The organism is Pseudomonas sp. GW821-FHT02H09 (genome assembly GCF_059421425.1).
Window position 1 is genome coordinate 16,259 of record NZ_JBWKVA010000016.1, and the last position, 25,493, is coordinate 41,751.

At 57.0% G+C, this 25,493-nt stretch carries 19 protein-coding genes and 3 pseudogenes; 8 read left to right on the top strand and 14 right to left on the bottom strand.

All coding sequences use genetic code 11. The annotated features are described in order from the left end of the window. Positions 1-172: 172 nt before the first annotated feature. Entirely contained in the window at positions 173-739 is a 567-nt protein-coding gene (locus tag AC07VR_RS20555) for a hypothetical protein (protein ID WP_495012375.1), read from the bottom strand. Between the two features lie 1,815 nt (positions 740-2,554). On the opposite strand from AC07VR_RS20555, the gene AC07VR_RS20560 reads away from it, so the two are divergent. Both AC07VR_RS20560 and AC07VR_RS20565 read left to right on the top strand, forming a co-directional pair. Continuing rightward, complete coding sequence (locus AC07VR_RS20560; protein WP_495012376.1) at positions 2,555-3,100, top strand: DUF2867 domain-containing protein; 546 nt, start codon at positions 2,555-2,557, stop codon at positions 3,098-3,100. Between the two features lie 470 nt (positions 3,101-3,570). After that, positions 3,571-4,002 carry a LysR substrate-binding domain-containing protein gene (locus AC07VR_RS20565; RefSeq protein WP_494993071.1) on the top strand — a complete coding sequence of 144 codons (432 nt, stop codon included), beginning with the start codon at positions 3,571-3,573 and terminating at the stop codon, positions 4,000-4,002. Here the strand turns inward: AC07VR_RS20565 and AC07VR_RS20570 are convergent. The 6 genes and pseudogenes from AC07VR_RS20570 to AC07VR_RS20595 form a co-directional block, all read right to left on the bottom strand. Beyond that, positions 3,954-4,522 (bottom strand): annotated as a pseudogene (locus AC07VR_RS20570) (IS66 family transposase); the annotation flags it as partial. The gene AC07VR_RS20565 and the pseudogene AC07VR_RS20570 sit on opposite strands and share 49 nt — an antisense overlap. A 62-nt stretch (positions 4,523-4,584) precedes the next feature. Further along, complete coding sequence (locus AC07VR_RS20575) at positions 4,585-5,412, bottom strand: ABC transporter permease (protein ID WP_494993070.1); 828 nt, start codon at positions 5,410-5,412, stop codon at positions 4,585-4,587. 7 nt (positions 5,413-5,419) lie between these two features. Then, entirely contained in the window at positions 5,420-6,292 is an 873-nt protein-coding gene (locus tag AC07VR_RS20580; protein WP_494993069.1) for an ABC transporter permease, read from the bottom strand. A gap of 10 nt (positions 6,293-6,302) precedes the next feature. Beyond that, positions 6,303-7,415: an ABC transporter substrate-binding protein gene (locus AC07VR_RS20585; RefSeq protein WP_494993068.1), complete on the bottom strand. Its 1,113-nt coding sequence runs from the start codon at positions 7,413-7,415 to the stop codon at positions 6,303-6,305. Between the two features lie 90 nt (positions 7,416-7,505). Then, on the bottom strand, positions 7,506-8,597 hold the full coding sequence (locus AC07VR_RS20590; protein WP_495012377.1) for an ABC transporter ATP-binding protein: 1,092 nt from the start codon (positions 8,595-8,597) through the stop codon (positions 7,506-7,508). 301 nt (positions 8,598-8,898) lie between these two features. Then, on the bottom strand, positions 8,899-9,804 hold the full coding sequence (locus AC07VR_RS20595) for a LysR substrate-binding domain-containing protein (RefSeq protein WP_495012378.1): 906 nt from the start codon (positions 9,802-9,804) through the stop codon (positions 8,899-8,901). A 150-nt stretch (positions 9,805-9,954) separates the two neighbouring features. On the opposite strand from AC07VR_RS20595, the gene AC07VR_RS20600 reads away from it, so the two are divergent. The 4 genes from AC07VR_RS20600 (at position 9,955) to AC07VR_RS20615 (ending at position 15,089) form a co-directional block, all read left to right on the top strand. Then, entirely contained in the window at positions 9,955-11,559 is a 1,605-nt protein-coding gene (locus AC07VR_RS20600) for a 5-guanidino-2-oxopentanoate decarboxylase (protein ID WP_495012379.1), read from the top strand. An 82-nt stretch (positions 11,560-11,641) separates the two neighbouring features. After that, positions 11,642-13,390, top strand: a complete 1,749-nt coding sequence (locus AC07VR_RS20605) for an amidohydrolase (RefSeq protein WP_494993065.1) — start codon at positions 11,642-11,644, stop codon at positions 13,388-13,390. Then, positions 13,387-14,337: a CobW family GTP-binding protein gene (locus tag AC07VR_RS20610; protein ID WP_494993064.1), complete on the top strand. Its 951-nt coding sequence runs from the start codon at positions 13,387-13,389 to the stop codon at positions 14,335-14,337. The genes AC07VR_RS20605 and AC07VR_RS20610 overlap by 4 nt, the downstream gene beginning before the upstream one ends. Further along, entirely contained in the window at positions 14,334-15,089 is a 756-nt protein-coding gene (locus tag AC07VR_RS20615) for a class II aldolase/adducin family protein (RefSeq protein ID WP_495012380.1), read from the top strand. Before AC07VR_RS20610 ends, AC07VR_RS20615 begins: the two co-directional genes overlap by 4 nt. A gap of 92 nt (positions 15,090-15,181) precedes the next feature. Here the strand turns inward: AC07VR_RS20615 and AC07VR_RS20620 are convergent. The 3 genes and pseudogenes from AC07VR_RS20620 to AC07VR_RS20630 form a co-directional block, all read right to left on the bottom strand. Next, positions 15,182-15,559 (bottom strand): annotated as a pseudogene (locus AC07VR_RS20620) (transposase); the annotation flags it as partial. 119 nt (positions 15,560-15,678) lie between these two features. Beyond that, positions 15,679-15,810: pseudogene (locus AC07VR_RS20625) on the bottom strand (AAA family ATPase); the annotation flags it as partial. 334 nt (positions 15,811-16,144) lie between these two features. After that, positions 16,145-17,584 (bottom strand): IS1182 family transposase, encoded by a 1,440-nt coding sequence (locus AC07VR_RS20630; RefSeq protein ID WP_495012381.1) that lies wholly within the window; start codon positions 17,582-17,584, stop codon positions 16,145-16,147. A 239-nt stretch (positions 17,585-17,823) separates the two neighbouring features. Here AC07VR_RS20630 and AC07VR_RS20635 point away from each other — a divergent pair, with 239 nt between their 5' ends. Then, positions 17,824-18,729, top strand: coding sequence for a hypothetical protein (locus AC07VR_RS20635; RefSeq protein ID WP_495012382.1), 906 nt, complete (start codon positions 17,824-17,826; stop codon positions 18,727-18,729). Here the strand turns inward: AC07VR_RS20635 and AC07VR_RS20640 are convergent. After that, positions 18,726-18,854 (bottom strand): helix-turn-helix domain-containing protein, encoded by a 129-nt coding sequence (locus AC07VR_RS20640; protein WP_494993061.1) that lies wholly within the window; start codon positions 18,852-18,854, stop codon positions 18,726-18,728. The genes AC07VR_RS20635 and AC07VR_RS20640 overlap by 4 nt on opposite strands. 614 nt (positions 18,855-19,468) lie before the next feature. Here AC07VR_RS20640 and AC07VR_RS20645 point away from each other — a divergent pair. Continuing rightward, positions 19,469-20,512 carry a DUF3592 domain-containing protein gene (locus tag AC07VR_RS20645; RefSeq protein ID WP_495012383.1) on the top strand — a complete coding sequence of 348 codons (1,044 nt, stop codon included), beginning with the start codon at positions 19,469-19,471 and terminating at the stop codon, positions 20,510-20,512. 851 nt (positions 20,513-21,363) lie between these two features. On the opposite strand, the gene AC07VR_RS20650 is transcribed toward AC07VR_RS20645, so the two are convergent. The 3 genes from AC07VR_RS20650 to AC07VR_RS20660 form a co-directional block, all read right to left on the bottom strand. After that, entirely contained in the window at positions 21,364-21,816 is a 453-nt protein-coding gene (locus tag AC07VR_RS20650) for a hypothetical protein (protein WP_494993060.1), read from the bottom strand. Between the two features lie 689 nt (positions 21,817-22,505). Then, entirely contained in the window at positions 22,506-23,978 is a 1,473-nt protein-coding gene (gene cuyB / locus AC07VR_RS20655) for a cysteate racemase (protein ID WP_495012384.1), read from the bottom strand. An 11-nt stretch (positions 23,979-23,989) separates the two neighbouring features. Next, positions 23,990-25,282, bottom strand: coding sequence for a dicarboxylate/amino acid:cation symporter (locus AC07VR_RS20660; RefSeq protein ID WP_495012385.1), 1,293 nt, complete (start codon positions 25,280-25,282; stop codon positions 23,990-23,992). Positions 25,283-25,493 lie beyond the last annotated feature (211 nt).

The window sequence follows — 25,493 nt, forward strand, 5'->3', positions numbered from 1 at the left end:
AGTTTTGCGCAGAAGGTTCAGGACTCAGATTTTACGTAGCAGCGCGCTGAAAACGCGTTTTCACCGCTTAATACATGGGTAGCCAGGCCGGGTCGACTTTTTCAACACAATCGACCGATTGCTGTCTGTCGTGGAAGAGGTTCGGGGAGGAGTCCATACACGGACATTGAACTCACAGAGTTGCGTTTGGTGTTGTGCTACGCCTGTAAACGATCAGGCTGCTTGATGTAGCGATAATTAAGGTTTGGCCAGTATAGGAGAACCCGAAAGCTCTCAGCTCGATCTCGATCGCCAGTTTGTGAAAGGCGCTGGCCTGTTTATATCGGGCGCCATGCAGCCATGAACCCGGCTCGATCAGAAGTAAATGATGGCACGGCCAATTCAAGGGAACGTTCTCGATCACCCAACCGTCGAAAGCACCCACAGGCAGGCTGCCTCCATTGATACCGGCCATGGGGATAGTCCTGCCTGCCAGCGGCCCGATACCTTCAGCCTCCAGGTACTGGTTACTTTCGACATCCTCCGTATAGTCTCTTGCGATCTTCTGAGCGGTCAGGCAATCGATAACGCTACGTCCTGCGCTGGAGTTCACCAGTAACAGTTCGGAGTCGCGGTCGAAACCAACTTCAAGAAGTCCTCCCACGGCAAACTGAGCGGCGATTTCCCAAGGGGACGGTGGTGGGGAGATGGGAAGCTGACCGATAGTCTGACGCAGTGGATCAAGGTATGAAGTATTCATGTCGGTCGAACGAGCCTGAAAATTTCGTTGTACGTTAGCACAGGTGATGTGAGCGTCCGCTTTCGACCTAGGCTGTGTGAAAACGCATGCGCCGTTTTGAAGTCTGCGTTGCTACGTAAAATCTGCCAGCGTTTGGTTGATTAGCAGGCCAGAAATTTGCTTAGGAACGCGATTTTCGTTCCAGTCCTGACTGTCAAACCTGCTCTAAAACGTTTTCACACAGCCTGGACCCATAGCTGCCGGTGGTGACATGCAGAAAACGGCCAATAGCTGCCTGTCGACTTCGCAAAGAAATCACAGGCGTTCCACCAGTTGCGGCGCGTTGTTGTTTGGCTTGGACTTGTCTACAAAACCATAGGCTATTCAGTCTGCTACTGTTGTATCGGGAAGCCCTATTGAAAATTGGATGAACCAGTCATGCGACGATGCCGAAATCTCCTCAATAGATTCTTATCAGGAAATGCAGTTAATGCTACTGCTGGTTTTGGGGAGGGCGTTCCTGAGTCGTGGTCATCAGGTAGTGGGCCTGCAATAGGAGTTGGATTGGTCACTCCACAACCAGGTGTTAGTGACAGTTATTCCTTCCGGGAGGCTGGGAAGGTTGGATCAGGATGGTGAGAATGAAAAGCGTTGGGTTGTTAGTCTTTATTGTTGCGCTGTGCTCACTGGGAGTAATGTGCTTGTTTTTTTCTGAGAAAACGCAAGGCATTATAATTAAGTTAGTTGGCTGGGCATCCACATCAAAAAACCACCCACTAAAGAGTCTGTTTAGGTCAAGCAGTTACTTGAATATTCTTAGGGCAGTGGGTGCATTAGCTCTTCTGATGTCTTTTTTCTTAATATGGGGACTCGTAAAATCAAAAATATAATAATTGGATTGGGTATTTTCATACCGTGCGCGATTTCCTACTACGCAGGTGTATTCATAACGTCTTTCGACACAAACATGTGTTACTCCGAATTAATTGGCAATCTTTCCGATCAAGCGCAAGTCGTGGCCATTTCCAAGGACCCTGCCGCGATGGAGAAATATGCAAAAATAATTAAGGATTTGCCAATACAAGGATATGAGTCAAACTGTTCGGTTATTCGTTCTTATGTCCAAAAAACATCAATTTTTCTGCCTGCAAAATAGAGTGTTTTAATACGCCGCGAGTATCCCCGCCGGGGCGGTCTCGGTCCATGGTGACAGGCAGAAATCGGCCAGAAGCTGCCATCTAGCAATTTCTCAGATAACTGCCGTTCGAGTTCTTCCAAATGCAGATTTGTTGCTGATGATGCAATCTTCACATACACCGTCGCGACATGGACTGGCACCAAAGGTGTCCGTCTTTCTCGGATTTTTATGTTTCCTGTTAAATCGGCCGATCTCCCGCACGCTAAGCCCCAAGCGGCTTGTCATCCGATCAGCGTCCGTGCATGGTGGACAGGTCAAGCCTGTGAAATGTACAGTTAAATTTCAATATGCCGCTCTACACATACATCGTCGCTTTTAAAGGCTCAACGTATGCTGCGCAGGGCAGCTACAGCAATTTCAAAGGGTTTGTTTCGAGTTGGTCTGGAAATTTGCCGCCAAATGCCTTGTCAGGTCTTACTCCGGCATTAAAAAGTGAACTGTCACAGAAAGCATATCGAGGCGAGTTTTCAGAAGTGCCGAATCGAAAGCACGTGTGGAAAAAGACTATCGACTTGAGTGGAGAAGAATTCGTCGTCTATGCAGTTCAGACCCAAATTTAACTTGTCACTCGACGCCGTCACGCAAGCGTGCCGGTCAGCTCGGCGTTAGACCTCAGAAACGTACCATAGGCCGCATACATGTCAACCGAACACCATCACGCAACATCTGTGTCGCTTCCTCCAGAGTCGGCGATTGCTAAAGCCTACGCATCGATGAATCTCGCCGACGCTTACTCGATCGAGCTTCCCACCGGAGCATCAACCAATCCCGAATTGTTGGCGAGGTTCATCTTCGCTCACCAAGCGCCTTGGGTCAGCAACCTCCTGACGGTTCGAGACGCGCTCGTAGCCGGTTTCGGCCTCAAGACAGCTAAGCATCTCGCATCACTGGATGCGGAGAGCGGAGCGGGCCGACTCGGCATCTTTAAGATCTACAGCACAAGTCCAACTGAAGTTGTTCTTGGAGAAGACGACAAGCACCTGGACTTCAGGCTCTCTGTTCTGTGTTCCGGTCAGTCGTCGCTGGGAGCTAAACGTCACTTGATTCTGTCGACCGTTGTTCATTGCCACAATCGCTTAGGTCGTCTCTATATTTTTCTCATTGCCCCGTTTCATCGCTTAGTCGTTCAGTCCAATCTTCGTAGTGCGGCACGGATCGGCTGGCCGTCGGCGACGGAGGCGTAAGCCAAAGTCCAAATCATCATGCGCGGCCAACTGAGGTCTAACCCTTCCCTCAACCCGGACCGCAACCGAAGACTGCCGCTGCGCGGCATAGGTTGCGGCCTGTTAGCTCGGCGTTGAACGACAGCTTCCGGGAAGCATGACCGACGGCAAAGGGTCGTTTTTTGCCTGTCACGACTGACCGAAATCGACCCATAGCTGCCCATCGCATGAGGCAGAAAACGGCCGATGGTGTTGAAAAAGTCGACCCGGCCCGGCTACCCATTCATTGAGCAGTGAAAGCGCCTTTTTTACACGCCGCTACGTCAAATCTGAGTCCTGAACCTTCTGCGCAAAACACAGATTTCAATCTGCGAAGGCAGCAGCGCGCACCTTGAGGAACTGATCAATGAAGGGCGCGTAGACATGGCGCTGCTTCTACGCGAAGCCGATGTGTAACCTGGAAGAGTCGGTGCTGGTACACCCCCAAACTCATGCTGGTCGGTCGCGCCCAGGATCCGGATGTCACGCAGCCAACCGTCGAGTTATCCAGCCTGCAGGGGCTGCCCCTGGTGCTTCCATCGCGGCCACATCCATTACGCGCGCGGCTTGAAAAGCTCTCCAAGTCGCACGGCATTCAATTCGATTGTGCCGTGGAGGCAGACTCGATCCGGCTGCAATGGGAAATCGTCGCTGCCGGTGGCGGCTACGCAATCACTTCGGGGTTGTTTGAACATGTCGACGACCCGCGCTTCTCGGGCGCCCGTATCGTCAAGCCGGAACTCATGCGCAGTGTGGTGCTGGCCAGCTCACTGCGTCGCCCAACACGCTGGCGGCCCGCACGGTTCAAAAGCTGCTGGAGCAGGAAGCCCCCCTGTTCTGCGAGTACCGGTAGACCTTTTTCCTGTCGAGCGCCAAAACGCTGATCATCGCTGGCTTCTTTGAACTAGCGCTCGATGTCATACAGTTTGTTGATCAGACTCAGCGCGATGTCGGCTCGCCCGGTCTTACCCTTGGGCTGCACTTTTTGCGCATCGACGAACTTACGTCGCGCATGTGCCCAGCAGCCCAAACGCTCGACACCGGGCTGCGCGCCCCCAAGGCGTTATAGCCGGCGTAATCGTCGGTCATCAGGTAGCCGCGATAATCGGCAAGCAGGCGCAGGGGCACCTCCTGCGCGTGGCTGGTGGTGTAGTCAAACAGGACAACTGGGCGCTCAGGCGGGCCGCTGGCTTGGACCCACATCCAGGGCTGGCTGGTCGGGTCTCGATCCGGCTCCCTCAACACTTGTACCCGCGTTTCGTCACAGTGGATCACCCAGCGCGCCAAGGTTTGACGGGGGATATCGACGCCGTGTCGACCAAGTAATTTTTCGAACCGATACAGTGGCAAACCATCGACGTATTTGGTGGTCAGCAGCATCGCCAACACGTGGTGGTGCGCCATGAGTAAAAAGCCCGCCTTCGTGATGAAGCGCGGGCTTTTTTATCCGTGTTGATGCGTGGTGGTTATGGGTGTTGCAGTCGCTGTGCTCGCTTGTCCGCCAGATGCTGCACCACCAAGCGGCCAATCAGCACCAGCAGCGTCAGGGAGATCAGTAACACCGAAATTGCTGCCACGCTCGGGTCGACGTTGTCGCGCAGGCCGCTCCAGATGCGTTTGGGCAGGGTGTCGACGTTGACGCTGGTGATGAACAGCGTCACTGCCACCTCTTCCCAAGACAGGGCAAAGCCCAGCAGGGCAGTGGAGGCCAGGCCCAGTTTCAGGTTTGGCAAAATCACCATGAACGTGGTCTGCATCAGGCTGGCACCGAGGTTGCGCGAGGCCAGTTCGATGCGCCGGTCAATCTGGCTCAACGCAACCAGCATGGTCACCACGCCGTACGGTACCACCATGATCACATGGGCAATCACCACGCCGGTCAGGGTGTCATAGCCCATGCCCGGCGCGAAGCGACCGAGCTTGGTTTCCATGAAGTACAGCACCAGCGCGGAAATCACCGGTGGAATCGCCATCGGCAACAACACCAGGCCAATCAACGCCGTGGCCAGTTTGGAGCGCATGTACCAGATGCCGAGGCTAAAACTCGCCGCCAGCAAGGTTGCGATGATGCTGGTGGTGAAGGCGATGGCCAGGCTCTGGCTGATGGCGTGGAACCAGTCAGGGTTGCTGACCAGCGCCTCATAGTGACGCAGCGACCAGTTGCCTTCGGGCATCGACAGGAAGCGTTTGCTGGTGAACGACACCGGGATGACCGTTAGCAGCGGGAACAGCATGAAGGCCATGGCGACCACGGCCAGCAGTCGGGTACTCAGGCTTGTGCGATGGGTGTTCATAGTGATCTCAGCCTACCAGTCGATTCACGCGGGTCATTTTCAACAGCACCCAGATCAATGCGCTGACCAAGGCCAGCAACACTACGCTCAGTGCCGCCCCCAGGCCCCAGTTACTGGTCTGGAACATTTGCAGGAACACGTACTCGGCGATCATCACCGTTTGCCCGCCACCCAACAGCACCGGGGTGATGAAGAAGCCCAGGCAGAACACGAAGACCATGATGAAGGCGCCCAGGATGCCCGGCAGGGTCTGCGGCAGCAGCACTTGCCAGAAGGTGCGCAAGGCACCAGCACCGAGGCCGCGCGAGGCCATGAGCACACGCTGATCCAGTTGGCGCATGGTCGACAGCAACGGGAATACCGCGTACGGGATCATCACGTGGAGCATGCCGATGACTACCCCGATTTCATTGCGGCTCAGTTGCAGCGGCTGATCGATCAGGCCCATGTCCATCAAACCGTTATTGAGCACACCGTTGCTGCGCAGGGCGATCAACCATCCAAAGGCCCGTACCAGCACCGAAATCCAGAACGGGATGAAGATGCAGATCTCCACCACCCGCTGCCAGAACGGCGGGCTGAATACCCAGCAGTACGCCAGCAGATAGCCGATCACTAGGGCCAGGCAACTGACCGTCATACACAGGCGCAAGGTGCGCCAGAGCATCTCTTGGATCGCCGGGTCCGTGGCGATGCGCTGGTACTGTTCGATGCCCGGCGTGGGCAGCGAGAAGCTCCAACCGACCACGCCGACAAACGGAAGCACATAGAAGACCAGCAGCAACACCGGCAGCGGGAACAGCAGCAAGCTGCGCTCCAGCCCCGGCGAACTGAAGCGGGGCTTGGGAGGGGTCAGGGTTGAGGTCAGGGTCGTAGTCATGGTCAATGGCTCACTTGGACAACCGCGTCAGATACTCTTCCAGTGCTTTGGAGTAGTTGTCGGCGTACCACTGGGCATTGAGAGCGATCTGCTTTTTCAGGTTCTCTTCGGACGCGCAGTTGGCTTCCAGTTGCTTGGCCGACATCATTTTTTCCGTGGCGCTGTTCGATGGCCCGTTGCCCAGCAATTCAAACAGTTTGAGCTGGCCTTCAGGCTGCAAGGCTTGCTGGATGAACTGCATGGCCGGTTGCGTGCCGCCCGGATTGCCGTTCAGGACTGCCCAACTGCTGGAGTTGATGAAACCGTTGTCGAAGGTCCAGCGCACGCGATTGTCGGTGTCTTCGCTGAGCAGCTTGGCGCGGGTGTGCCAGATCGCGCCCACCGACACTTCACCGTCGACCATCAATTGCTGGCTCTCGGCACCCGAGCTCCAGAACGACAATACGTGAGGCTTGATCTCATCGATCTTCTTCATCGCCCTCGGCACGTCCAGCGGGTACAACTGATCTGCCGGAACGCCGTCGGCCAGGAGTGCCGCTTCGAGCATCCCGTTCATCCATTTGTACAGCGTGCGCTTGCCGGGGAATTTCTTCACGTCCCAGAAATCGGCCCAGGTCTTCGGCCCGTTGTCGCCGAATTTTGCGCTGTCCCAGGCCATGACATAGCTGAACTGGTAGCTGGCGATACCGAAATCGGAGGCGAGCGCCGGGGCCACGTTATCGCGCTTGATTACGTTGTAGTCCAGCGGTTGCAGTATCTTGTCTCGGCCCAGCACGATGGCGCTGTAGCTCTCGACGTCGACCAAGTCCCAGCTCGGTTGACCGCTGGCCAGTTGCGAGCGGATTGCGCCCTCGGTCGGGCCGGCGCCGTCGATGCGCACCTGGATGCCGGTGTTCTTGGTGAAGGTGTCGGTCCACGCCGAACGGAACGCGTTGAGGGCATCACCGCCCCAGTTGACCACCACCAGCGGCTTGTCCGCCGACCAGCTGATGCCGCTGCGCAGCGCCAGCGGCACTGCGGCCAGCAGGCCCATAGCCTGGATAAAGGTGCGACGGTTGATCTGACCGTCGCGGGCCTTTTCGATAAGCACTTCGATGCAGTCTTGTTGGTGATCCTGGCGCATGGGCAAGTCCTCAGGCGGCGGGTGTCTGCGTGGACACCGGCCTTTTTGTTGTCATTGGAAGAGAGCTTTGTGACGCAGTTTTTTTGGGGGTCAGGCTTGTAGCAGGAAGCTTTGCTGCACCGGCCAGCTCAGCCACACTGGAGCACCGCTGGTCATCGACGCGCCCGGGTGATTGCCGGGTACGGACAGGTTGATCGGTAATGTATCGCCGCCGACCTTGAGCGCCAGATGGGTACTGGAGCCTTGATAGACCTTGTCGGTGAGTTGTGCGGGCATCACGTTGTAGCCGTCCCGGGTCGGGCACTCGCTGTGCAGTTCCATGTGCTCGGGGCGCACGGCCAGCACAATCGGCGCCTGGCTCAGTGCGCTCGGGACCTGGGCGTGCAATACGCTGGTGCCGCAACGGCCGCTGGCGGTCTGGCCATTGCGGGTCAGGTTGTCCAGCGGGAACAGGTTCATCTTGCCCAGGAACTCGGCGACGAAACGACTCTCGGGGCGGTTGTAGATGTTTTCCGGGGTGTCGACCTGAGTCAGCTTGCCGTGGTTGAAAATCGCGATGCGCGATGACAGCGCCAGGGCTTCGTTCTGATCGTGGGTGACGAACACGAAACTGGTACCGACCTGACGGTGGATGCGTTGCAGCTCGGTTTGCAGCTGTTCGCGCAGGTTCTTGTCCAGGGCCGACAATGGCTCGTCGAGCAACAGCAGTTCCGGCTCGAACACCAGCGCCCGGGCAATCGCCACACGCTGCTGCTGACCACCGGACATCTCGGCGGGCTTCTTGTGCATGTGCGCACCGAGGCCGACCACTTCAAGAATATGCTTGACCCGGCGATTGCGCTCTTCGGCGGGGACCTTGCGGATGCGTAGCGGGTAGGCCACGTTGTCGGCCACGCTCATGTGCGGGAACAGCGCGTAACCCTGGAACACCATGCCGTAGTTCCGCTTCTCGGCGGAGCGCTTGATGATGTCGACGCCTTGTTCCATCAATTTGCCCGACGTCGGGCTGAGGAAACCGGCAAGGATCATCAGCATGGTGGTCTTGCCCGAGCCGGACGGCCCCAGCAGGGTAAGAAATTCGCCCTGGCGAACGTCGAGATCGACGTTATCCAGCGCCGCGAAACGACCGTAATACTGGCTGATACCTTGAGCGCTGAGCTGAATCGCTGAACGGCTGGACACTATGGAGTTCCTCTTTTTATTGCCCATATGACGTACGAGGACGGATGCAAATCCGAAATGGGCTTTGGGCCTATTATTGTTAAAAATATCGCTACATCAATGGAATTATTTTGCCGATATTGGTTAGTTTTATTGAACAAATAAGCTGTGTATTTCGCCTCGGCCAGAGGCCCCGAAATAGAGCTTCTACCCTGTGGGAGCGAGCTTGCTCGCGATAGCGATTTATCAGGCGACATCAATAGTGACTGTGGTGGCCTCATCGCGAGCAAGCTCGCTCCCACAGGGGGAATGTGATGTGCTTTTACAGCGTGTCCTGCCAGGTCTGATGGGATGACTGAAGCTGCGTTTTGACCCAGCTACTGAAGGCCTGGACCACCGCGCGCTCGGCTTTTTGTGGGTCGGCGACCAGGTAATAGCCACGGTGCAGGTCGATGCTGATGTCGAACGGACGCACCAGCAAACCCTTGGACAAGGCATCGCCGCTGATCAGGTTGTCGCCGATGGCGATGCCCTGGCCGGCAATGCAGGCGGACTGCGCGCAGTGCGCATCGGAAAACAGAATGCCGCTCGTCGCTTTGACCCCTGAAGCACCGGCAGCGGTCAGCCACACGCGCCAGTCCGAGTAGTCGGTCATGTGCAGCAGCGGGTAGGCACTGAGTTCCTGCGGGTTTTTCAGCCCGCTCAAGGCGTTGATCAGACGCGGGCTGCACACCGGGAAAAAACGCAGCGCCACAATCTCTTCAACGACCATTTCCGGCCAGTCGCCGATGCCGTAGGCAATGAACAGATCGGTGTTGGGGTTGTTGGTGTCGTCCGGTGTCCGCGGCGAGATCAGCTGCAATTGCACTTGCGGGTACTGCCGCAAGAAGGCGCCGATGTGATGGCACAACCAATAGGTGGCGAACCCCGGCGCGCAACTGACACACAGCCGTCCGGAAATCTTCTGGTCATCGACCAACTGCCCGGCATCCAGCAGGTTCAACAGAATCCCGTGCACTTCCCGCGCATAGCGTTCGCCCTGATACGTCAGGCCGATGCCCCGGCCAATGCGCTCGGTCAGGGCGAAACCGACACATTCCTCAAGCTTGCTGATCTGGTGGCTGATGGCGCTGCGGGTCAGGTTCAGTTCACGGGCTGCGATCGACACGCTGCCTGTGCGGGCAACCGCATCCAGCGCGCGAAGGGCTGTCATCGAAGGAAAACGCATAAATCATCCCGTTATTGTTTTGAGTGGCTCATATGGTGACGTAAATCGAACAGTCAGGCCAAAAAAAATCGATTGTTGTATTGGTTGATTCAACAATACTAGCCCCATTCGTCGTTGGGCCACTGTGGCCCTTTATCCAGGAGGTGCTGCATGCCCCGTTGTGCCCAGGCGCTTGTTCAGTTGCTGGAAGGCTATGGCGTTGAAACTGTCTTCGGTATTCCCGGCGTGCACACTGTCGAGTTGTATCGCGGCTTGCACGGCAGCCGCCTGAAGCACGTCAGCCCGCGCCACGAGCAGGGTGCCGGGTTCATGGCTGACGGTTATGCCCGGGCCAGCGGCAAGCCCGGGGTGTGCTTCATCATCAGCGGTCCCGGCATGACCAACATCATCACCGCCATGGGCCAGGCCTATGCGGATTCGGTGCCGATGCTGGTGATTTCCACCTGCAACCGTCGCGAACACCTGCGCCTGGGGCATGGTCACTTGCATGAACTGCCGGATCAGCGCGCGCTGGTCGCCGGGGTCTGCGCCTTCAGCCATACGTTGCAGCACCCGGCGCAATTGCCGGAAGTGCTGGCGCGGGCGTTTGCCTTGTTTGGCTGTACGCGGCCGCGGCCGGTGCACATCGAGATTCCGCTGGATGTGCTGGAAATGTCTGCCGGAGGTCTGGACCTGCGCCCGCGTCCGTTACCGGCAGCGCCTGCCCCGGCGCCGGAAGCCATCGATGCTGCGGTGGCCCTGATCGGCAACGCGAAGCGTCCATTGATCCTCGCCGGTGGCGGCGCGCGCCGTGCCGCTGAAGTCCTGGCCGCGCTCGCCGAACGTCTTCAGGCCCCCGTGGCATTGACCACCAACGCCCGTGGTCTGCTGGCTCCCGAACATCCTTTGCTGCTCGACGGTGTGCAGTCGTCGACCCATGGTCGCGAACTGTTCGCCGAGGCCGACGTGGTATTGGCAATCGGCACCGAACTGGGGGAAACCGACTATGACTTTTTCGGCCTCGGTCCACTGGCGTTCAAGGCGCCGCTGATTCGTCTGGACATCGACCCGATGCAAGTGCTCGGCGTGCAAACAGCTACGGTCGGATTGCTTGGCGATGCCGGACAGGGCTTACGTTCGCTGCTGGCGCGACTGCCACAACGTCAGGCTGTTGCCGGTTGGGCGGGCGAGCGGGTGAGCCGGGTCAACGCCATCGAACGGGCGGGCTGGAACGCGCAGCAGAACCGCATGCAAGCCTTGCTCGATACGGTCCGTGATCACTTGCCGCAGCCACTGATCGTCGGTGATTCGACTCAACCGGTTTACCAGGGCGCCCTCGGCTACCGTGCGCCAACCCCCGACAGTTGGTTCAACGCCGGCAGCGGCTACGGAACCCTCGGCTACGGTTTGCCCGCCGCCATTGGCGCTAAACTGGCCCGACCACTGCGACCGGTGGTGGCGTTGGTTGGCGATGGTGGCTTGCAGTTTTCCTGCGCCGAACTGATCGCTGCCAAAGAGGCGGGTGTCGGCGTGATCCTGCTGCTGTGGAACAACAGCAGCTACGGCGAAATCCGCGACTACATGAATGCCAAGGCGGTGCCGTTGCTGGGGGTGGACATCCTCACGCCGGACTTCGCTGCGCTGGCGCAGAGCTGCCACGTCGCCCATCACCGGGTGAGCCATCTGCACGGCTTGCGCGAGCTGCTCGGGCAACTCGGCAATCGCCATGAACCGGTGATGATCGAGGTCGACGCCACAACGTTTCTGGCTGAGTAAAACAACAACAATTTTTTCAGGTCGCCGACATGCACAACGCCCGGTGGACCTTCCAATCTCCCTGAACTCAAAGGTGGCTACCATGGCTGAGTCCGATAACTTTTCTTCTACCCATTCCGTGCAGGGGACCTACGCCGACCTGATCCTCGCCAACGGTCGTATCTACACCCAGGACCCGGCCAACCCGTGGGCCGAGGCCGTGGCCATCCGCGACGGCAAGTTGATCGGGGTCGCCAGCCTCGGCCAGATCGAGATGTACAAGGGGCCGAACACTCGCGTGCATGACCTGCAAGGCGCGTTCTGCATGCCGGGCCTGCACGACATGCACACTCACCCCGACCTTGCGTTGGCACCACGCTACGCCGATGACCTCGATGTCGGCATCGAAGACCCGACCCCGGAACAGCTGCGTGAAAGCATTCTCGCCTACGCCGACAGCCATCCCGGCGACGGCTGGATCTACGGTCAGTACTGGGTGCGCTACACCTTCCGCGAAGCCGGTTTGACCCCGGGCCGCGAGTGGCTCGACAGCGTCATGCCGGACCGTCCGGTGGCGCTGCTCGACCGCATGTGGGGCACCATGATGGTCAACTCCAAGGCCCTGGAACTGGCGGGCATCGACCGTCACACGTCCGACCCGCGCAACGGTTATTTCGAGCGTGACGAAGTGACCGGCGAACCCACTGGCCTGATGATTGACGGCGCCTACGCGATGATCCACGCCGCCATGCCACCGACGCCGGTCAGCGTGTTGCGCCGCGCCTATCGCGATGGCGTGCACTTCCAAAGCTCGCGCGGCGTCACGGCGAGCAAATACGTGCACGTCTGCGAACAACGTTTGCAAGCCTTGAAGGAACTGGACGACAGCGGCGAACTGACGGTGCGCATCGAAGCAGCGATCAGTTGGCAGGACGACATCTTCCCGGTGCGTCGTCGCTGGGAACTGCTGGCCGGCGAGCGTCACTACTACCGCAGCGCGCGCTTGAGCGCCAACGCGGTGAAGTTCCATTTTGACGGTACGGTCGAGCCGAAGTCTTCATACCTGCTGACGCCATGGCCGCAGGAATCGAGCTGGCGCGGCAAGCTCAATCTGACCCCGGAACACATCACCGACATGGTGGTGGACATGGACCGAAAGGGCATTCGCGTGATCGCCCACTGCACCGGTGACGGCGCCTCCGACGTGTTCCTCGACGCCGTGGCCGAGGCCCGTCGTCGCAATGGTTTCAGCGGTGTGCGCCACCAGTGCGCCCACAGCACCTTGCTGCATCCCGGCAACCTGCCGCGCTTCAAGGAACTGAATGTCATCGCCGAGTTTTCCCCGGCCGCCTGGTACCCGACACCGTTCGCCAGCGGCGCGCGTTCCGGTTACGGTCAGGAGCGACTCAAGCGCATTTACGACTTCAAAGGCGTACTCGCCGCGGGCGGCACAGCGGTAATGGGCACCGACTGGCCGGTGGCATCCATCGACCCGTGGCTGGCGCTGGAAACCATGATCACCCGGCAGAACCCGTGGAACGACGACCCGGCCTGCTTCGGTGACCCGATCAGCCTCGAACAGGCGGTGACCGTGATCACCAGCAACGGCGCCGTGGCCATGGGCCTGGAGCACAGCACCGGCAGCCTGCAAGTGGGCAAGTCGGCGGATCTGATCGTCATCGACCGCGATTTGTTCGCCGCACCGGCGCGCAACTACATCCACAAGACCCAGGTGCTGCTGACCTTCGTTGAAGGGCAATTGGTTTACGACCGCCATTCGACACTGGAAAAAGTCGGCCTCAAGGCCGTCTGGCAGGGCGAACCACCGGTGTTGGAGGGCAAGGCAGAATGACTTCCCCACGTATCTCCGTGACCGTCGTTTCGGGGTTTCTCGGCGCAGGTAAAACCACGCTACTCAACCGCATGGTGCGCCGTGCCAAAGGTAGTCGGCTGGCGGTGATCGTCAACGATTTCGGCGAGCTGAACATCGATGCGGCCATCGTTTCCGAAGTCACCGACGCCGTATACAGCCTGCAAAACGGCTGCATCTGCTGCACCGTGCAGGAAGACCTGCTGGCGCAACTCGGCAGTCTGGCGCAATTGCAGCCACGACTGGAGCGCATCGTCATCGAGTGCAGCGGTGTGTCCGACCCGCAGCGCATCGTGCAAACCCTGGCCTACCCGCAACTGCGCAGCCAGATGCAACTGGACATGGTCATCACCGTGGTCGACGCCACCCGTCATCTGCAACTCGATGGTGAGTACGCACGCCTGGCTCGGGCACAAGTGGCCGCTGCCGACTTGCTGTTGCTGAACAAGACCGATCTGGTCGACGAATCACAGCTGCAGGCGCTGCGCGATGCATTGGGCGCCAGGACCCGCGTGCATGAAAGTGTACAGGCCGAGTTGCCCGATGCACTGTGGCTGGATACCGACCTGGACCTTGAGCCCCGGGCGCTGAAACCGCTGACGCGGGTTTCCGACGGCGATCATGGCGAGATGTTCAGCAGCTGGTTGTGGCAGAGCAATGCTGCCCTCGACATCGAATGCTTGCGTGGTTGGTTGAAGGCACTGCCCAGCGATGTATTCCGGGTCAAAGGCTTGGTGCTGCTGACGCCGGGCAGCACCGCGCACTGGCTGCAACATGTCGGTGCGCGCAGCCAGTTTCTGCCGATGGTGGATGACACCCAGGCCAGCTCTACACGCCTGGTGTTTATCGCTCGCCGCGGCTTCGATGGCTGGGAGGCATTGGGACAAGGGCTGGAAGATTGCACCGTTAAAGAGGTTACCGAGGTATGACATTGACAGAGCAACGTCTGCGTGAAGAGTTGGCGGCCTGCTACCGCTTGATTGCGCACTTTCGCATGACCGACCTGATTTTTACCCACATCTCGGTGCGCATTCCGGGGCCGGAGCATCACTTTCTGATCAACCCTTACGGGCTGATGTTCGACGAGATCACCGCGTCCAATCTGGTGAAAATCGACCTCAATGGCCACGCTGTGGAACCGTCGCCATACCCGGTCAATCCGGCCGGTTTTGTGATTCACAGCGCCATTCACGGCGCCCGTGAAGATGCGCAATGTGTGTTGCACACCCACACCCGATCCGGTTGCGCGGTGGCGGCGCTGAAATGCGGGTTGTTGCCGGTGAACCAGATTTCCATGGAGTTCTACGGTCGCGTCGCCTACCACGACTACGAAGGCGTGGCGCTGGACCTGAGCGAGCAACAACGGCTGGTGGCGGACCTGGGCGACAAGCCGGTACTGATGCTGCGCAACCACGGATTGCTGACGGTGGGTGAGACGGTAGGACAGGCGTTCATGCGCATGTACTACCTGGAAAAAGCCTGTGACATCCAGTTGGCCGCGCAAGCCGCCGGTGAGCTGGTACTACCTTCGGCCGAGGTGTGCGCGCACACCGAGCGGCAGTTCAACGATCCGGGGCGGCCGCTGGATGAGGGGGAGTTCGATGACCCGGATGCCATGCAACTGGCCTGGGCGGCGTTGTTGAGAATGCTGGATCGAGTGGCGCCGGGGTATCGGGACTGATCGCGGCGGGGGTATTCAGATTCATCGACCGCACCGCTAAGGAAGGTCTGAAGTAGTCAGCGATTTTTGATGCCCTCCTTGGTTGAGGTTTTCCCCTTCTTCGTCTGATGCATTTCGGGGGCGCGTTTGCCGTCTTTATTCTTGGTCGAACTCGGCGCGTGAATGATCGTCGCATCGACCACCGTACCGTGGCGCAATATCAGGCCACGGTCGTCCAGATAACCATTGATGACCTGCAAAGTCCCTCCGGCCAATTCATGTTTTTCCAACAAGCGTCGGAAGTTGAGGGTCGTGGATTCATCGGGAGTCCGATCCAGATGCAGCCCCAAAAACTGGCACAGGATAGTGGTCTTGTACAGTGCTTCTTCCATCGCCAGATCGCTGTAGCCGAACCAGTTCTGCAGTAGATGGACCCGCAACATCGCCATCAACGGATACGCCGGACAGCCACCGTCGCCTTTCGGATAATGCGTGCTGGCGCCGACACCGAATTGACCTAGTTGCCGAGATGTCAGTGACCCAGTCTGATACCTCGATAACTATTACCTTTTGCTGGATTTGTGCGGATTTGGAGATGGGTCAGTCTTGCATCAGCACGTGGTTCAATTCGGCGTGAGCGCCAACACAAGTGCACCACGGGCAAGCCAAGGCGCATGCCGAGGGCGCGGGCGAAGGTAGATTTGCCGCTACCGGCATTGCCCAGAATTACAATCCGTTGCACGGCCGGACTTCCTGTCGCGAAAAAAGCCGGCAATTGTGCAGGTTTCGGGGCATCAGTTAAAGGCTGATGTAGGGCGACCACGCCACAGGAATGAATTTTTTGTTGTCTGCTGCGCTATATGCAGATGAGAGCAAGATACTGCCCCCTCTTTGTCACATTGAACGTCTGCTTCTGGCCCAGAGTGTGCAAAAACACTCTGACCTCATCGTCTTGGATTATCGACCTTCGTTGGCTGAGCGATCGCACGGTCAATGCTGCGGGTCGCATCGGTCGCGACCTGGAACACGTCAGCGCTGTTTTTACAGCCTCTGGGATGGGCCAAAATCAGCCTTTTTCAGGCCGTCAGCGCTTTCATCAAACCGTTGGCACCGATGATTTTCATAACCCGTTTCAAGTTGTAGGCGAGCACATTCAAACTCATCTCCGCACCCACCCCGGCCAGTTTTCGCGTCAGGAAGTGCGTCGCACCCATCCATTGTTTGAGCGTCCCGAAGAGATGCTCAACCGTCCGTTTTCGGACTCGCATCATCTCCGGTGCTTTGCTCAGCCGAAGCTGCATTTCCTCCAATACGGCGTCATGCTCCCAGCGTCGAACTCGTCGAACTCGTCGTTCCGTGCTCGGTGTGCATTGCGACTTCAACGTGCAGCCTTGGCATTTCGAACTCCAGTAACGGTGCAACTTCAGGCCTTTTTCAACGTAGGAATAGTGCCAGATCAACGCCTCTCCAGCGGGGCAAATGTATTCGTTTTTTGCCGCGTCATAGATGAAGGCATCGTTATTGAAACGCCCGTCAGCCTTGGCTCCAGAGGTCATCGGCTTGGGCACATAGGCGGTGATGCCTGCATCGTGACAAGCGAGGATTTGTTCGCTTTTGAAGTTACCTCGGTCAGCCACTACCGACAACGTATCTGACGCCATCGCCTCGCGGGCTTGCTTGGCCATCGAGCTGAGTTGATCGCGGTCGGAACCGACGTTGGTCACCTCATGCGCAACGATCAAATGGTGCTGGGTATCGACCGCTGTTTGCACGTTGTAGCCGACGATTCCCGTGCCCCGCGTCATCATGGAACGGGCGTCTGGATCGGTCAGGGAGACCTGTTTATCCGGGGATTCGTTGAGCTGGATTTCGATCGCTTGAAGCTCCTTCATTTGCGTCTTGAGCTTGGCGATTTTCTCTTCCAGCCGCACGGCGCTGGGCTCGGTAGCTGTGGGTTCTTGCCGATCGGCAGCATCGAGTGCCGCCAGGTAACGGCTGATGCTCGATTCAATTTCTTCCATGCGCCGCTTCAGTTTGGCGCTGGTGAAATTGCGGTCGCGGTTGTTGACTGCTTTGAATTTGCTGCCATCGATGGCTACCAGATGTTCTCCGAACAGTCCCAACTGCTGACACAGCACGACGAACTGGCGACAGACGCCTCGGATGGCCTTGCTGTTGTCTTTTCGGAAGTTGGCGATGGTCTTGAAGTCCGGCATCAAACGCCCGGTCAACCACATCAGCTCGACGTTACGTTGAGCTTTTCGCTCCAAACGTCGGCTCGACTGGATGCGGTTGAGATAGCGGTAGATGTAGATCTTCAGCAAGATCGCGGGGTGGTAAGCAGGCTGGCCAGTATCGGCGGGAATGGCACCGTCAAAACCCAGATTGACCAGGTCGAGTTCGTCGACAAAGACGTCGACTACGCGCACCGGATTGGTATCGCTGACGTAGTCGTCGAGGCTCTCGGGAAGTAAGGTGCCTTGGCCTCGATGTTCACCTTGGATAAAGCGCTTCATGGGCGATCCCTGCGATGAAATCCTCAGAATTCATAGCAAGTGTTCGCGAAGGCGTTTTTACACACTCTGGGCCGTTAACTGCCTGCTAAGAACTGCCATAAGCGCCCATTCATGGCTTGAAGGTCGCCTGTTGCTCACGTCCCCAGGGCCTGATCCGCACTTTTTCGCCTCACCTGCCACTTTCGCCACAATCGGCGTGGATCTAAAGTCAGGGGCGCACCTTCAGGGGACTTCCAGTCATGTACAGCTCGCTTGCCATACCGAGCACCGCTCGCCAATTGCATGACCGGATCTATGCTGGCGAGATCATTCGCTTCACTGACCTGCAGCCCATGACGGCGCTGGTGGAATATACGCGTGCGCTCCTCGAAGACGCGCTGCATCCCTGGTCGCCGCAACAGATCCATCGCCATTTGAGCCACCCTGAGCAGACTGAGCGCTTTGCGAAAATTCAGAACGACTTCGCAGGCTCGGCTGAGGTCCAGCAGCGCTGGCAGGACGTCGTGCAAAGCCTTGGCATCGCCCCCGATACCCTGGCGTGCGATCGCCTGCATTTGCGTTTTCAGCCGCATTGCGAGCCAGGGCAGTCGACGCCGCGTGCCCGCACGACGGCCACCATCGCGTTTCACCGCGATACCTGGGGGTCGAATATCTATGCACAAACCAACTGGTGGGCGCCCATCTATCCCATCGCGGCAGGGCGTACCGTCGCCTTGTATCCAGGCCTCTGGCAACGACCGCTGGGTAATTCGAGCGCAGATTTCGATATGCGCGCCATTTTGCAGCGATCCCATCGAGACGGCCGCAATGCCGTGGATGCCGACGAAGCCATTCCGCATCTGCTGGAAGCGATCGACCCGCAGGAGGGGATTGCCGTCGATATCGCTCCGGGGAGCCTGATCGCCTTTTCCGGGGCTCATGCCCATGCCGGCGTCGGCAATAGCACCGGGCTGACACGCATCTCCTTCGAGACCCGATCAATACTGATCGCCGACCTGTTGGCCGGATTGGGAGCGCCCAATGTCGATGGTCACGCGCCGTGGAAGACTATTGGACTTTTTCGCCGAATGAACGATGCGCAACGCCTGAACGAGATCCTTGGCTGCGGCTTTATCGAGCCCTATCTGCGGCCAGCAGAGCCCTAACGCTGGCGCCGGTAGTCGCTTGGGGAAAGACCGGTGTGCTTGCGAAATACATGGGCGAAGTGACTGGGGTTGGAGTAGTCGACTTCATTGGCGACAGTGACCACGCTCAGTTGTGTTTCGCGCAATAAGCGCCCCAACGCCTTGAACGAACAGGCGGCTGGCCACGGGCCGTTCGGCTTCTTCGCGCAGGCATTGCAGCAATTCGACCAGCTGCGGATCCTCGAAGCCGGACACATCCCGAAGCGTGGCGTGTGCGGCGTTTGCCCCCGAAGACGTCCTGCAGTGCCTCGTCGAATAGTGACAGGCCCTGCAGCACCATGACCACTTCGAAAGGTTCGGGGCTTAACCGTCTCCAGCGAAAGTCATAGGGCGCATTGGCGGCGGTGAGGAAAAGCGAGAGTCCGCTCCCACAGAACTGCGGTGCTATTCCAACGACAGCTTCTGGCCGATTTCTGCCTGTCACCAATGGCCGCAGTCGGCTGTGGATTCAACCGGTCGATGCAACACTCCTTCTGCGTACACAGAATTTAGTTGTGTTGCATCGACCGGTTGAATCCACAACCCAAAGCTGCCGGTGGGAACCGGCAGAAACCGGCCAGGAGCGGAAGCGCGGGAAGTTGCATTGCATTTGAGTATCTACGGACTAACCTCAGTGCATCATGCCACCGCGCGCAGGGGGACTTGCCGCCAAGGTGTCATTTCCCAACTGACCTCCATTTCACGTTGGCCAAGGAGCCTTATGAAGACCTTCTTGCTAAGGACGGCCCTGTTCGTTGTTTTATTTTTCTTTGCCTTGCTCTGCCTTCTCGTGTCTCTTTCCTCGTACAAGGAGGTGGACGAGACGAAGACTTGGCAGAAGTTGAATGCCACTGTCGCCACTGTCTCCATTTCTGAGGAGATGCGCAGTAAGGGTATGACCTATTGCCCTCTGGTTAACGTGACCTTTGAGTTGAACGGACAGCAATACACTTATCCGCTCGAAATATCGCTGCGGCCCTGCAGGACCAGCCTGGAGTCGGTCGAAAGATCAGTTGCAACATTCAGGGAAGGAAAAGTGATCGAAATTCTTGTCGACCCTGCAAAGCAGGGTAGAGTGAAGCCAGGTACTTACTCACTAGGTGGGGGGTTTTACATCGGCGTTTTCTTGGGCGCGCTAACCTTTATCGGGGCCGTAGCTGTCCTGGTGTTTCCTGCTAAGAAATCTGTCAAGTTGACGCAAAGAGAAAGCATTTCACATTCAACTTTGAGCAAGAAAGAAGTTCAGGAAAAAGTTCGCGAGCTACTCGCCGCCGGCACTGCAAAGTCGGAAGTGTTTTCACAACTCTCCGGGCGGGGTGTAAAAGACAGTCAACTTGCTTACTTTATAGCCTCGTATGCAGATCCAATTCGTTGTGACGAGCACGATCGCAAGGTCAACATTCTCATCACGATAATGCTCGCTCAGGCTTTGATTGCATTCATTCTGGGATTGGATATCGGCGCCAGGATGGGACCAACGGCCAAATGGGTTATGGGTGTTTCAATGACCTTGATTCCCTTGTTTTTGGTATGGGGCTTCTACAACCATCGCGTCGGCGCCTACAACGCGTACATACTCCTTGCGCTTCCCCAATTCCCAAGATCGCTTGCGGGGTTTACATCGAGTCCGGCAACAACCGCTATCGCATTAGCTATAAGTATCGCTATCCTGGCTTTTGTTTGGTACGTCCGAGGAAAAATCTTTCCAGACTTCGTCTTCGTCACCCCCAGGAAAATCAAAGGCAAGTACTTATTTTCGGGCTGACCCATCATGCCGCCGGACCTGCCCGAACGGCTGTTCAGGCCTGTGAGTTCAATCGTTAGCGAAGACTGCTTCGGGTCGATTTCAGCCGGTTCCAGCAGGCAGCTTTTGGCCGATTTCTGCCTGTCACCAAGGGCCGCAGTCGACCCTTAGCTGCCCTTCGCAGAGGGCAGATAAGGGCCATAAGCAGACATTACCGATGTACGATGGTTACTTTCTGGCAAAAGGACTTTTCCCTCATGATGCGTCGTGTCGGCTTTTTGCTCATCGGAATTCTCGGACTCGCGCTCATCCTGCCTTGGGGTGCCTATTGGGTCGGTCTGTATAGAATTTCGCAGTACCCTTTGCCCCCATCTCAGGCTATATCCGCCCCGCAGCGTGAGTGGGTATGGAGCCTCGCCAAAGTCTCAGGCGAGCCGGTAATAGTGCCGTTAAGTCCGTATTCGTATCTGTACGACCTTTTCATTTTGAAAGGGAAAACCGATAGGAATATGCGGGTCGCCTGGTGGGTGGCTTCTGATCACCTGATCAAACAGAACACAAGTCAACGAATGCTGTGGTGGCACCTATCCGGCGCGTCTCTGACCATATGGTTAACCAGGAACTGGACAGATCAACAGATAACAGCAGCCGCTTTCGTCGCCCTTCAGCACCGGGGTGAGGTATATGGCGGTAACTAGCTGAACTTAACAAATGCGAAGTCCTTGATAGCTCCGCATGTGGAATGGCACGTTTGCCAACGTTTGCTTCTGGCCGATACCTGCCGGTTCGGATGCCCTGCGCGGCGTCCGGTTTGATCTGCATTGAGTAGTTGGCCACCGCAAACCTGTGCGGGCGGGTCAAAATGGCTGTGGTTATTTCACCGAGCCTCCTTGCCTGATATCCCCGCAAAAAATATCTACGTTGCCATCTGTTGGTGCAGTTCGCACAACAATGGAGTACTCACCGGAAAGCAGGACTGGCATTGCGACAGGTGCGCCTCTTGAAAAACTCCAGCCGCGTATAGCTTGGCGTTTGGTGTTGACCTGATCATTCATTGCGTAGGCGACTGGCCCGGGTTGCTGGCAGCTGCCTTTATTGATGAAAGTGTAGAGGCGCAAGGGCAGCGAGGCTCCGCTTGGAACACCACTGATGAAGAAACTGAATCCGGTTTGTTTGTCCCAGCTTGTCAAAGTTGCATTGCCGATCTGACCGAGGTTGCGGTGGGTGGCTACCAAAGGAACGCTCACTCCATGGTCTGATGAAGTGGTGCAGCCGAAGAGGCTTGCGGTGACCATTAGCGCTGCAAGTGAGTTTCTGAGCTTCATTACCAACCTCCTGCGTTGAAGAACGGTAGCGGGTATAGCTCATTAATCGCCTTCCAGCCGACAGCTACCGGTCTCGAAAGGCTGCTAACGACCCAAGCTGTGTGAAAACGCATGCACCGTTTTGGGTGGCAGCTGTGCGCGGGTTCGCAGACCGAGGAGTTAAGACCCGGCGATACCCCAAACTACCCGCAACGAGCCAGTGAAACAGGAGGGGATTAGTCTTGTGCCTGCGGATACGAAAAAGCCCGCACAGGGCGGGCTTTGAAAATCAAGTAGGTGGCCGGTGCTGGTCTCCGGCTTACAAGGTTTATCAGGCGTCTCACAGAACAGTTTTGTGCTCTTCTGCTTCACACGGCATAAGGGCTGGATCTCATCACGGAGATCTTTCTAACCGTGTACCCTTGGGAACGCGCCCCACGTTTCCTTGCTATCCTCTTGTTGCGCATCAGTCTGCGTCTTCACCTACATCTTCAGAATAGCAAAAAGTCTGAAGCGCTGGCCGGGCTTTTTAGACCGATTTTATTCAAGGGGAAGAGCGGCAGGATGGAAAAATGCTATCGCCAGCCGGACATTTCTGGTGCCGTTCGAGTGGGGTACCGACATCGCCTGGAAAAATGCTCGCTGTGCCGGCAGGGGGTAGACAAGTGGTCCCCTGAGCTTGCTGTTATCTACCTGGAGTCGGTGAGAATTTACCGGGTTTCACGGGCAAGCTGAATGCACTTCATTGCCAGAATGGTTGTCGGGTCGATCAACGCCACTGTTTGGCCTTTGATCATGAAAGCATCGCTGTGCTCCAGAACCAGAGGCAACTCTGTACATCCCAGGATCAGCACATCGGCGCCCAGTTCACACAGGTGCTCTGCGGCGGTGAGGAGCTGGTCCTTACAAATGCCCTCGGTGAATCCAGCCTTGATACCACGCTCCCCATAAATGGCATCCATGACCAACGCTTGGTAATCCACACCCGGTGCGATTATTTGCAGCCCGGCTCGCCGGGCTGCCTCGTGGTAGACCAGACTTTTTATGGTGCCCGACGTCGCCAGCAGCCCAACTGTTTTGCCCGCACCGTACTGTTGAACGATAGCCTCTACCGTCTCGGTAAGCATGTTCACAATGGGTACACGCAAGTGTGCCTGGATACGCTCAACGAACGCGTGAGCGGTATTGCATGGAATCGCAATAGCATTGGCTCCAGCGCTTTCAAGCCGTTTGCAGGTTGCATACATCGCCATCGTCGGATCCGTCTCGTCATACAGCAGGTTGGCTGTGCGATCAGGAATCTGGGGGTTTTGTTCGACCACCATTTTGATGTGTTCCTGATCGCGGCCGGCCGGGGTATGCGCAACGACCTTACCCATGAAGTCGACCGTTGCGGCAGGCCCCACCCCACCGACAATCCCGAGTTTGAATGGAGGTCGACTCGATTGACCTTTTTCCAGGGTGGCGAAGCCAGCATAAATCTCGTTGATATCCAGTACAGTGACACCCCGACGCTGCAGGTCGCCACAGACCAGCGAGAGCTCGGTCATGCCAGGCAAGACGATCGTGGCGCCTTGCTCCTGAAGCGAAAGGCAAGCCTGATACACACACTCCAGCGGTACTCCGTCAAGGTACCCATCTTTGATACCGTTGACCCCATACATCGCCTCCATCAACCCTGACTGCTCGTCATCACCTGGATAAACCAGCTTGAAGTCAGTGCCGAAATAACGCTCGAACAAACCGGAGTGGCAAACATAGTCTGAAGCGATAATGCCCAATGTAGCGCCTGGTTCGCAGACATGGTCAATGTGCTTGCGTAACGCTGCCATCATGTCCAGAACAGGTATGCCAATCTCCTCCTGGATCTCCTCCCGGAAGGTATGGCTGGCAAAACAAGGCAGTACGACCGCAGTGACTGCGCTTTCCTCGAATGACTGACAAACCTGAAAAACATAGAACTTTCTGGAGGTCATGCTTGCGCCCTGGTCCAAGGGCATCAAGACATCCTTGAAGGGGTGTTGCTCAAACAGAAAGTGATAGCGGCCTTGATCCTCCAGTACAGTCCTGGACTTCACCAACTTGTAGAAAAGATCGCCGCCGGCCAGCGAGCCAAGCCCACCCACAATGCCTAGCTTGCGTACAAACGATGACCCACGAGACGGCTTCGATTTAACTTTCATCGTAATAGCTCTCAGGCGTTGGCTACAGTTCGATTCGCAAGTGTGGAGGCCTCGGTTTCAGGTGCGTCGTCCGGCTCCTCATGAGGCTCTGATTTGGCGACTACAGCCGTTGCGATGCTATTGCCAACGACGTTGGTGGCGGTCCTGGCCATATCCAGGAACTGATCAATGCCAAGGATCAGCAAAATCCCCGCTTCTGGCAGATTGAACATGGGTAGCGTCGCTGCTACGACAACCACCGAAGCTCGGGCTACACCTGCCATTCCCTTGCTGGTGATCATCAGCGTCAGCAAGATCAGAAGCTGCTGTGTGAAGCTCAAGTCAACATTGTAAGCCTGAGCAATGAACATGATCGCGAACGCTTGATACATCATCGAACCGTCGAGGTTGAATGAGTACCCCAATGGAAGTACGAAGCTGGATATGCGCTTCGGTGCGCCAAATTTCTCCAGGGCCTCCATGGTTTTTGGATACGCGGCCTCACTGCTGGCAGTCGAGAACGCCAACAGAACAGGCTCACGAATGAGCTTGCCAAGGGTGAAGACTGAACGACCCAGGAACAGGTACCCGGCAGCAAACAAGACCGCCCACAGGATCAGAATACCCAGGTAGAACTGGGCAATCAGTTTGCCGAAGTCGACTAACAGGCCCAGACCCTGGGTGGTGATAGCGGCAGCGATTGCAGCGAAGACGCCGATAGGTGCAAGCGCCATGACATAGTCGGTGATCTTGAACATCACCTTCGCCAACTCTTCAATACTGTCGGTGATCCTGGTGTAGCCGGCGCGCTTGACGCCTGCCAACGCGAATCCGAAGAACAGCGAGAACACTACAATTTGCAGGATCTCGTTGTTTGCCATGGCTTCAGCAATGCTGCGAGGGAACACATGGCTGATAAACACCTTGAGGCTGAAGTCACCCGTGTTTACGGCTATAGGCGCCGCTGCGGCCTGAGTCACTTGCAGATCCAGACCTGCGCCTGGCTGGAAAAGATTCACTAGCATCATGCCAATAAACAACGAAATCAGTGAAGCGCAGACGAACCAGGCCATGGCTCTTGTGCCGATCCGTCCTACCGACCTGGAATTTCCCAGGCTGGCAATGCCTGCGACGAGGGTGGCGAAAACCAAAGGAGCGATGATCATCTTGATCAGACGCAGGAAAATGTCTGTCACCATTGAGAAGTAGGATGCGATCTCTTTTGCAGCTTTTTCATCAGCTGAAAAATGATGGCAAGCCCAACCTGCAAAGATGCCCATGGCGATGCCGAGAGCGATCTGGCGGGGTAAGTTATTTTTTTTCACGGTGCTTTCCTCAAGTGGTGTTGTTGCTTTTCTACTTGGCAGGAGACAAGACAGGAATGACCCAATGCTCTACGGCAGCGGGGCTACGGCACCGATTCTAAGGACGCTGTTTGCGCAGGATGATGAGTAATCACCATAGGGTGATGCGTTTTTGGAATAGTTTTTGAAATACCCTCAATGGCGCCACTGCACCGCAGTAAACTCTTCGTCA

Excerpts from the sequence above, each read along its gene's own strand:
- AC07VR_RS20555 (WP_495012375.1), bottom strand. The coding sequence starts at position 739 with ATGAATACTTCATACCTTGATCCACTGCGTCAGACTATCGGTCAGCTT.
- AC07VR_RS20560 (WP_495012376.1), top strand. The coding sequence starts at position 2,555 with ATGTCAACCGAACACCATCACGCAACATCTGTGTCGCTTCCTCCAGAG.
- AC07VR_RS20565 (WP_494993071.1), top strand. The coding sequence starts at position 3,571 with ATGCTGGTCGGTCGCGCCCAGGATCCGGATGTCACGCAGCCAACCGTC.
- AC07VR_RS20575 (WP_494993070.1), bottom strand. The coding sequence starts at position 5,412 with ATGAACACCCATCGCACAAGCCTGAGTACCCGACTGCTGGCCGTGGTC.
- AC07VR_RS20580 (WP_494993069.1), bottom strand. The coding sequence starts at position 6,292 with ATGACTACGACCCTGACCTCAACCCTGACCCCTCCCAAGCCCCGCTTC.
- AC07VR_RS20585 (WP_494993068.1), bottom strand. The coding sequence starts at position 7,415 with ATGCGCCAGGATCACCAACAAGACTGCATCGAAGTGCTTATCGAAAAG.
- AC07VR_RS20595 (WP_495012378.1), bottom strand. The coding sequence starts at position 9,804 with ATGCGTTTTCCTTCGATGACAGCCCTTCGCGCGCTGGATGCGGTTGCC.
- AC07VR_RS20600 (WP_495012379.1), top strand. The coding sequence starts at position 9,955 with ATGCCCCGTTGTGCCCAGGCGCTTGTTCAGTTGCTGGAAGGCTATGGC.
- AC07VR_RS20605 (WP_494993065.1), top strand. The coding sequence starts at position 11,642 with ATGGCTGAGTCCGATAACTTTTCTTCTACCCATTCCGTGCAGGGGACC.
- AC07VR_RS20610 (WP_494993064.1), top strand. The coding sequence starts at position 13,387 with ATGACTTCCCCACGTATCTCCGTGACCGTCGTTTCGGGGTTTCTCGGC.
- AC07VR_RS20615 (WP_495012380.1), top strand. The coding sequence starts at position 14,334 with ATGACATTGACAGAGCAACGTCTGCGTGAAGAGTTGGCGGCCTGCTAC.
- AC07VR_RS20630 (WP_495012381.1), bottom strand. The coding sequence starts at position 17,584 with ATGAAGCGCTTTATCCAAGGTGAACATCGAGGCCAAGGCACCTTACTT.
- AC07VR_RS20635 (WP_495012382.1), top strand. The coding sequence starts at position 17,824 with ATGTACAGCTCGCTTGCCATACCGAGCACCGCTCGCCAATTGCATGAC.
- AC07VR_RS20645 (WP_495012383.1), top strand. The coding sequence starts at position 19,469 with ATGAAGACCTTCTTGCTAAGGACGGCCCTGTTCGTTGTTTTATTTTTC.
- AC07VR_RS20650 (WP_494993060.1), bottom strand. The coding sequence starts at position 21,816 with ATGAAGCTCAGAAACTCACTTGCAGCGCTAATGGTCACCGCAAGCCTC.
- cuyB (WP_495012384.1), bottom strand. The coding sequence starts at position 23,978 with ATGAAAGTTAAATCGAAGCCGTCTCGTGGGTCATCGTTTGTACGCAAG.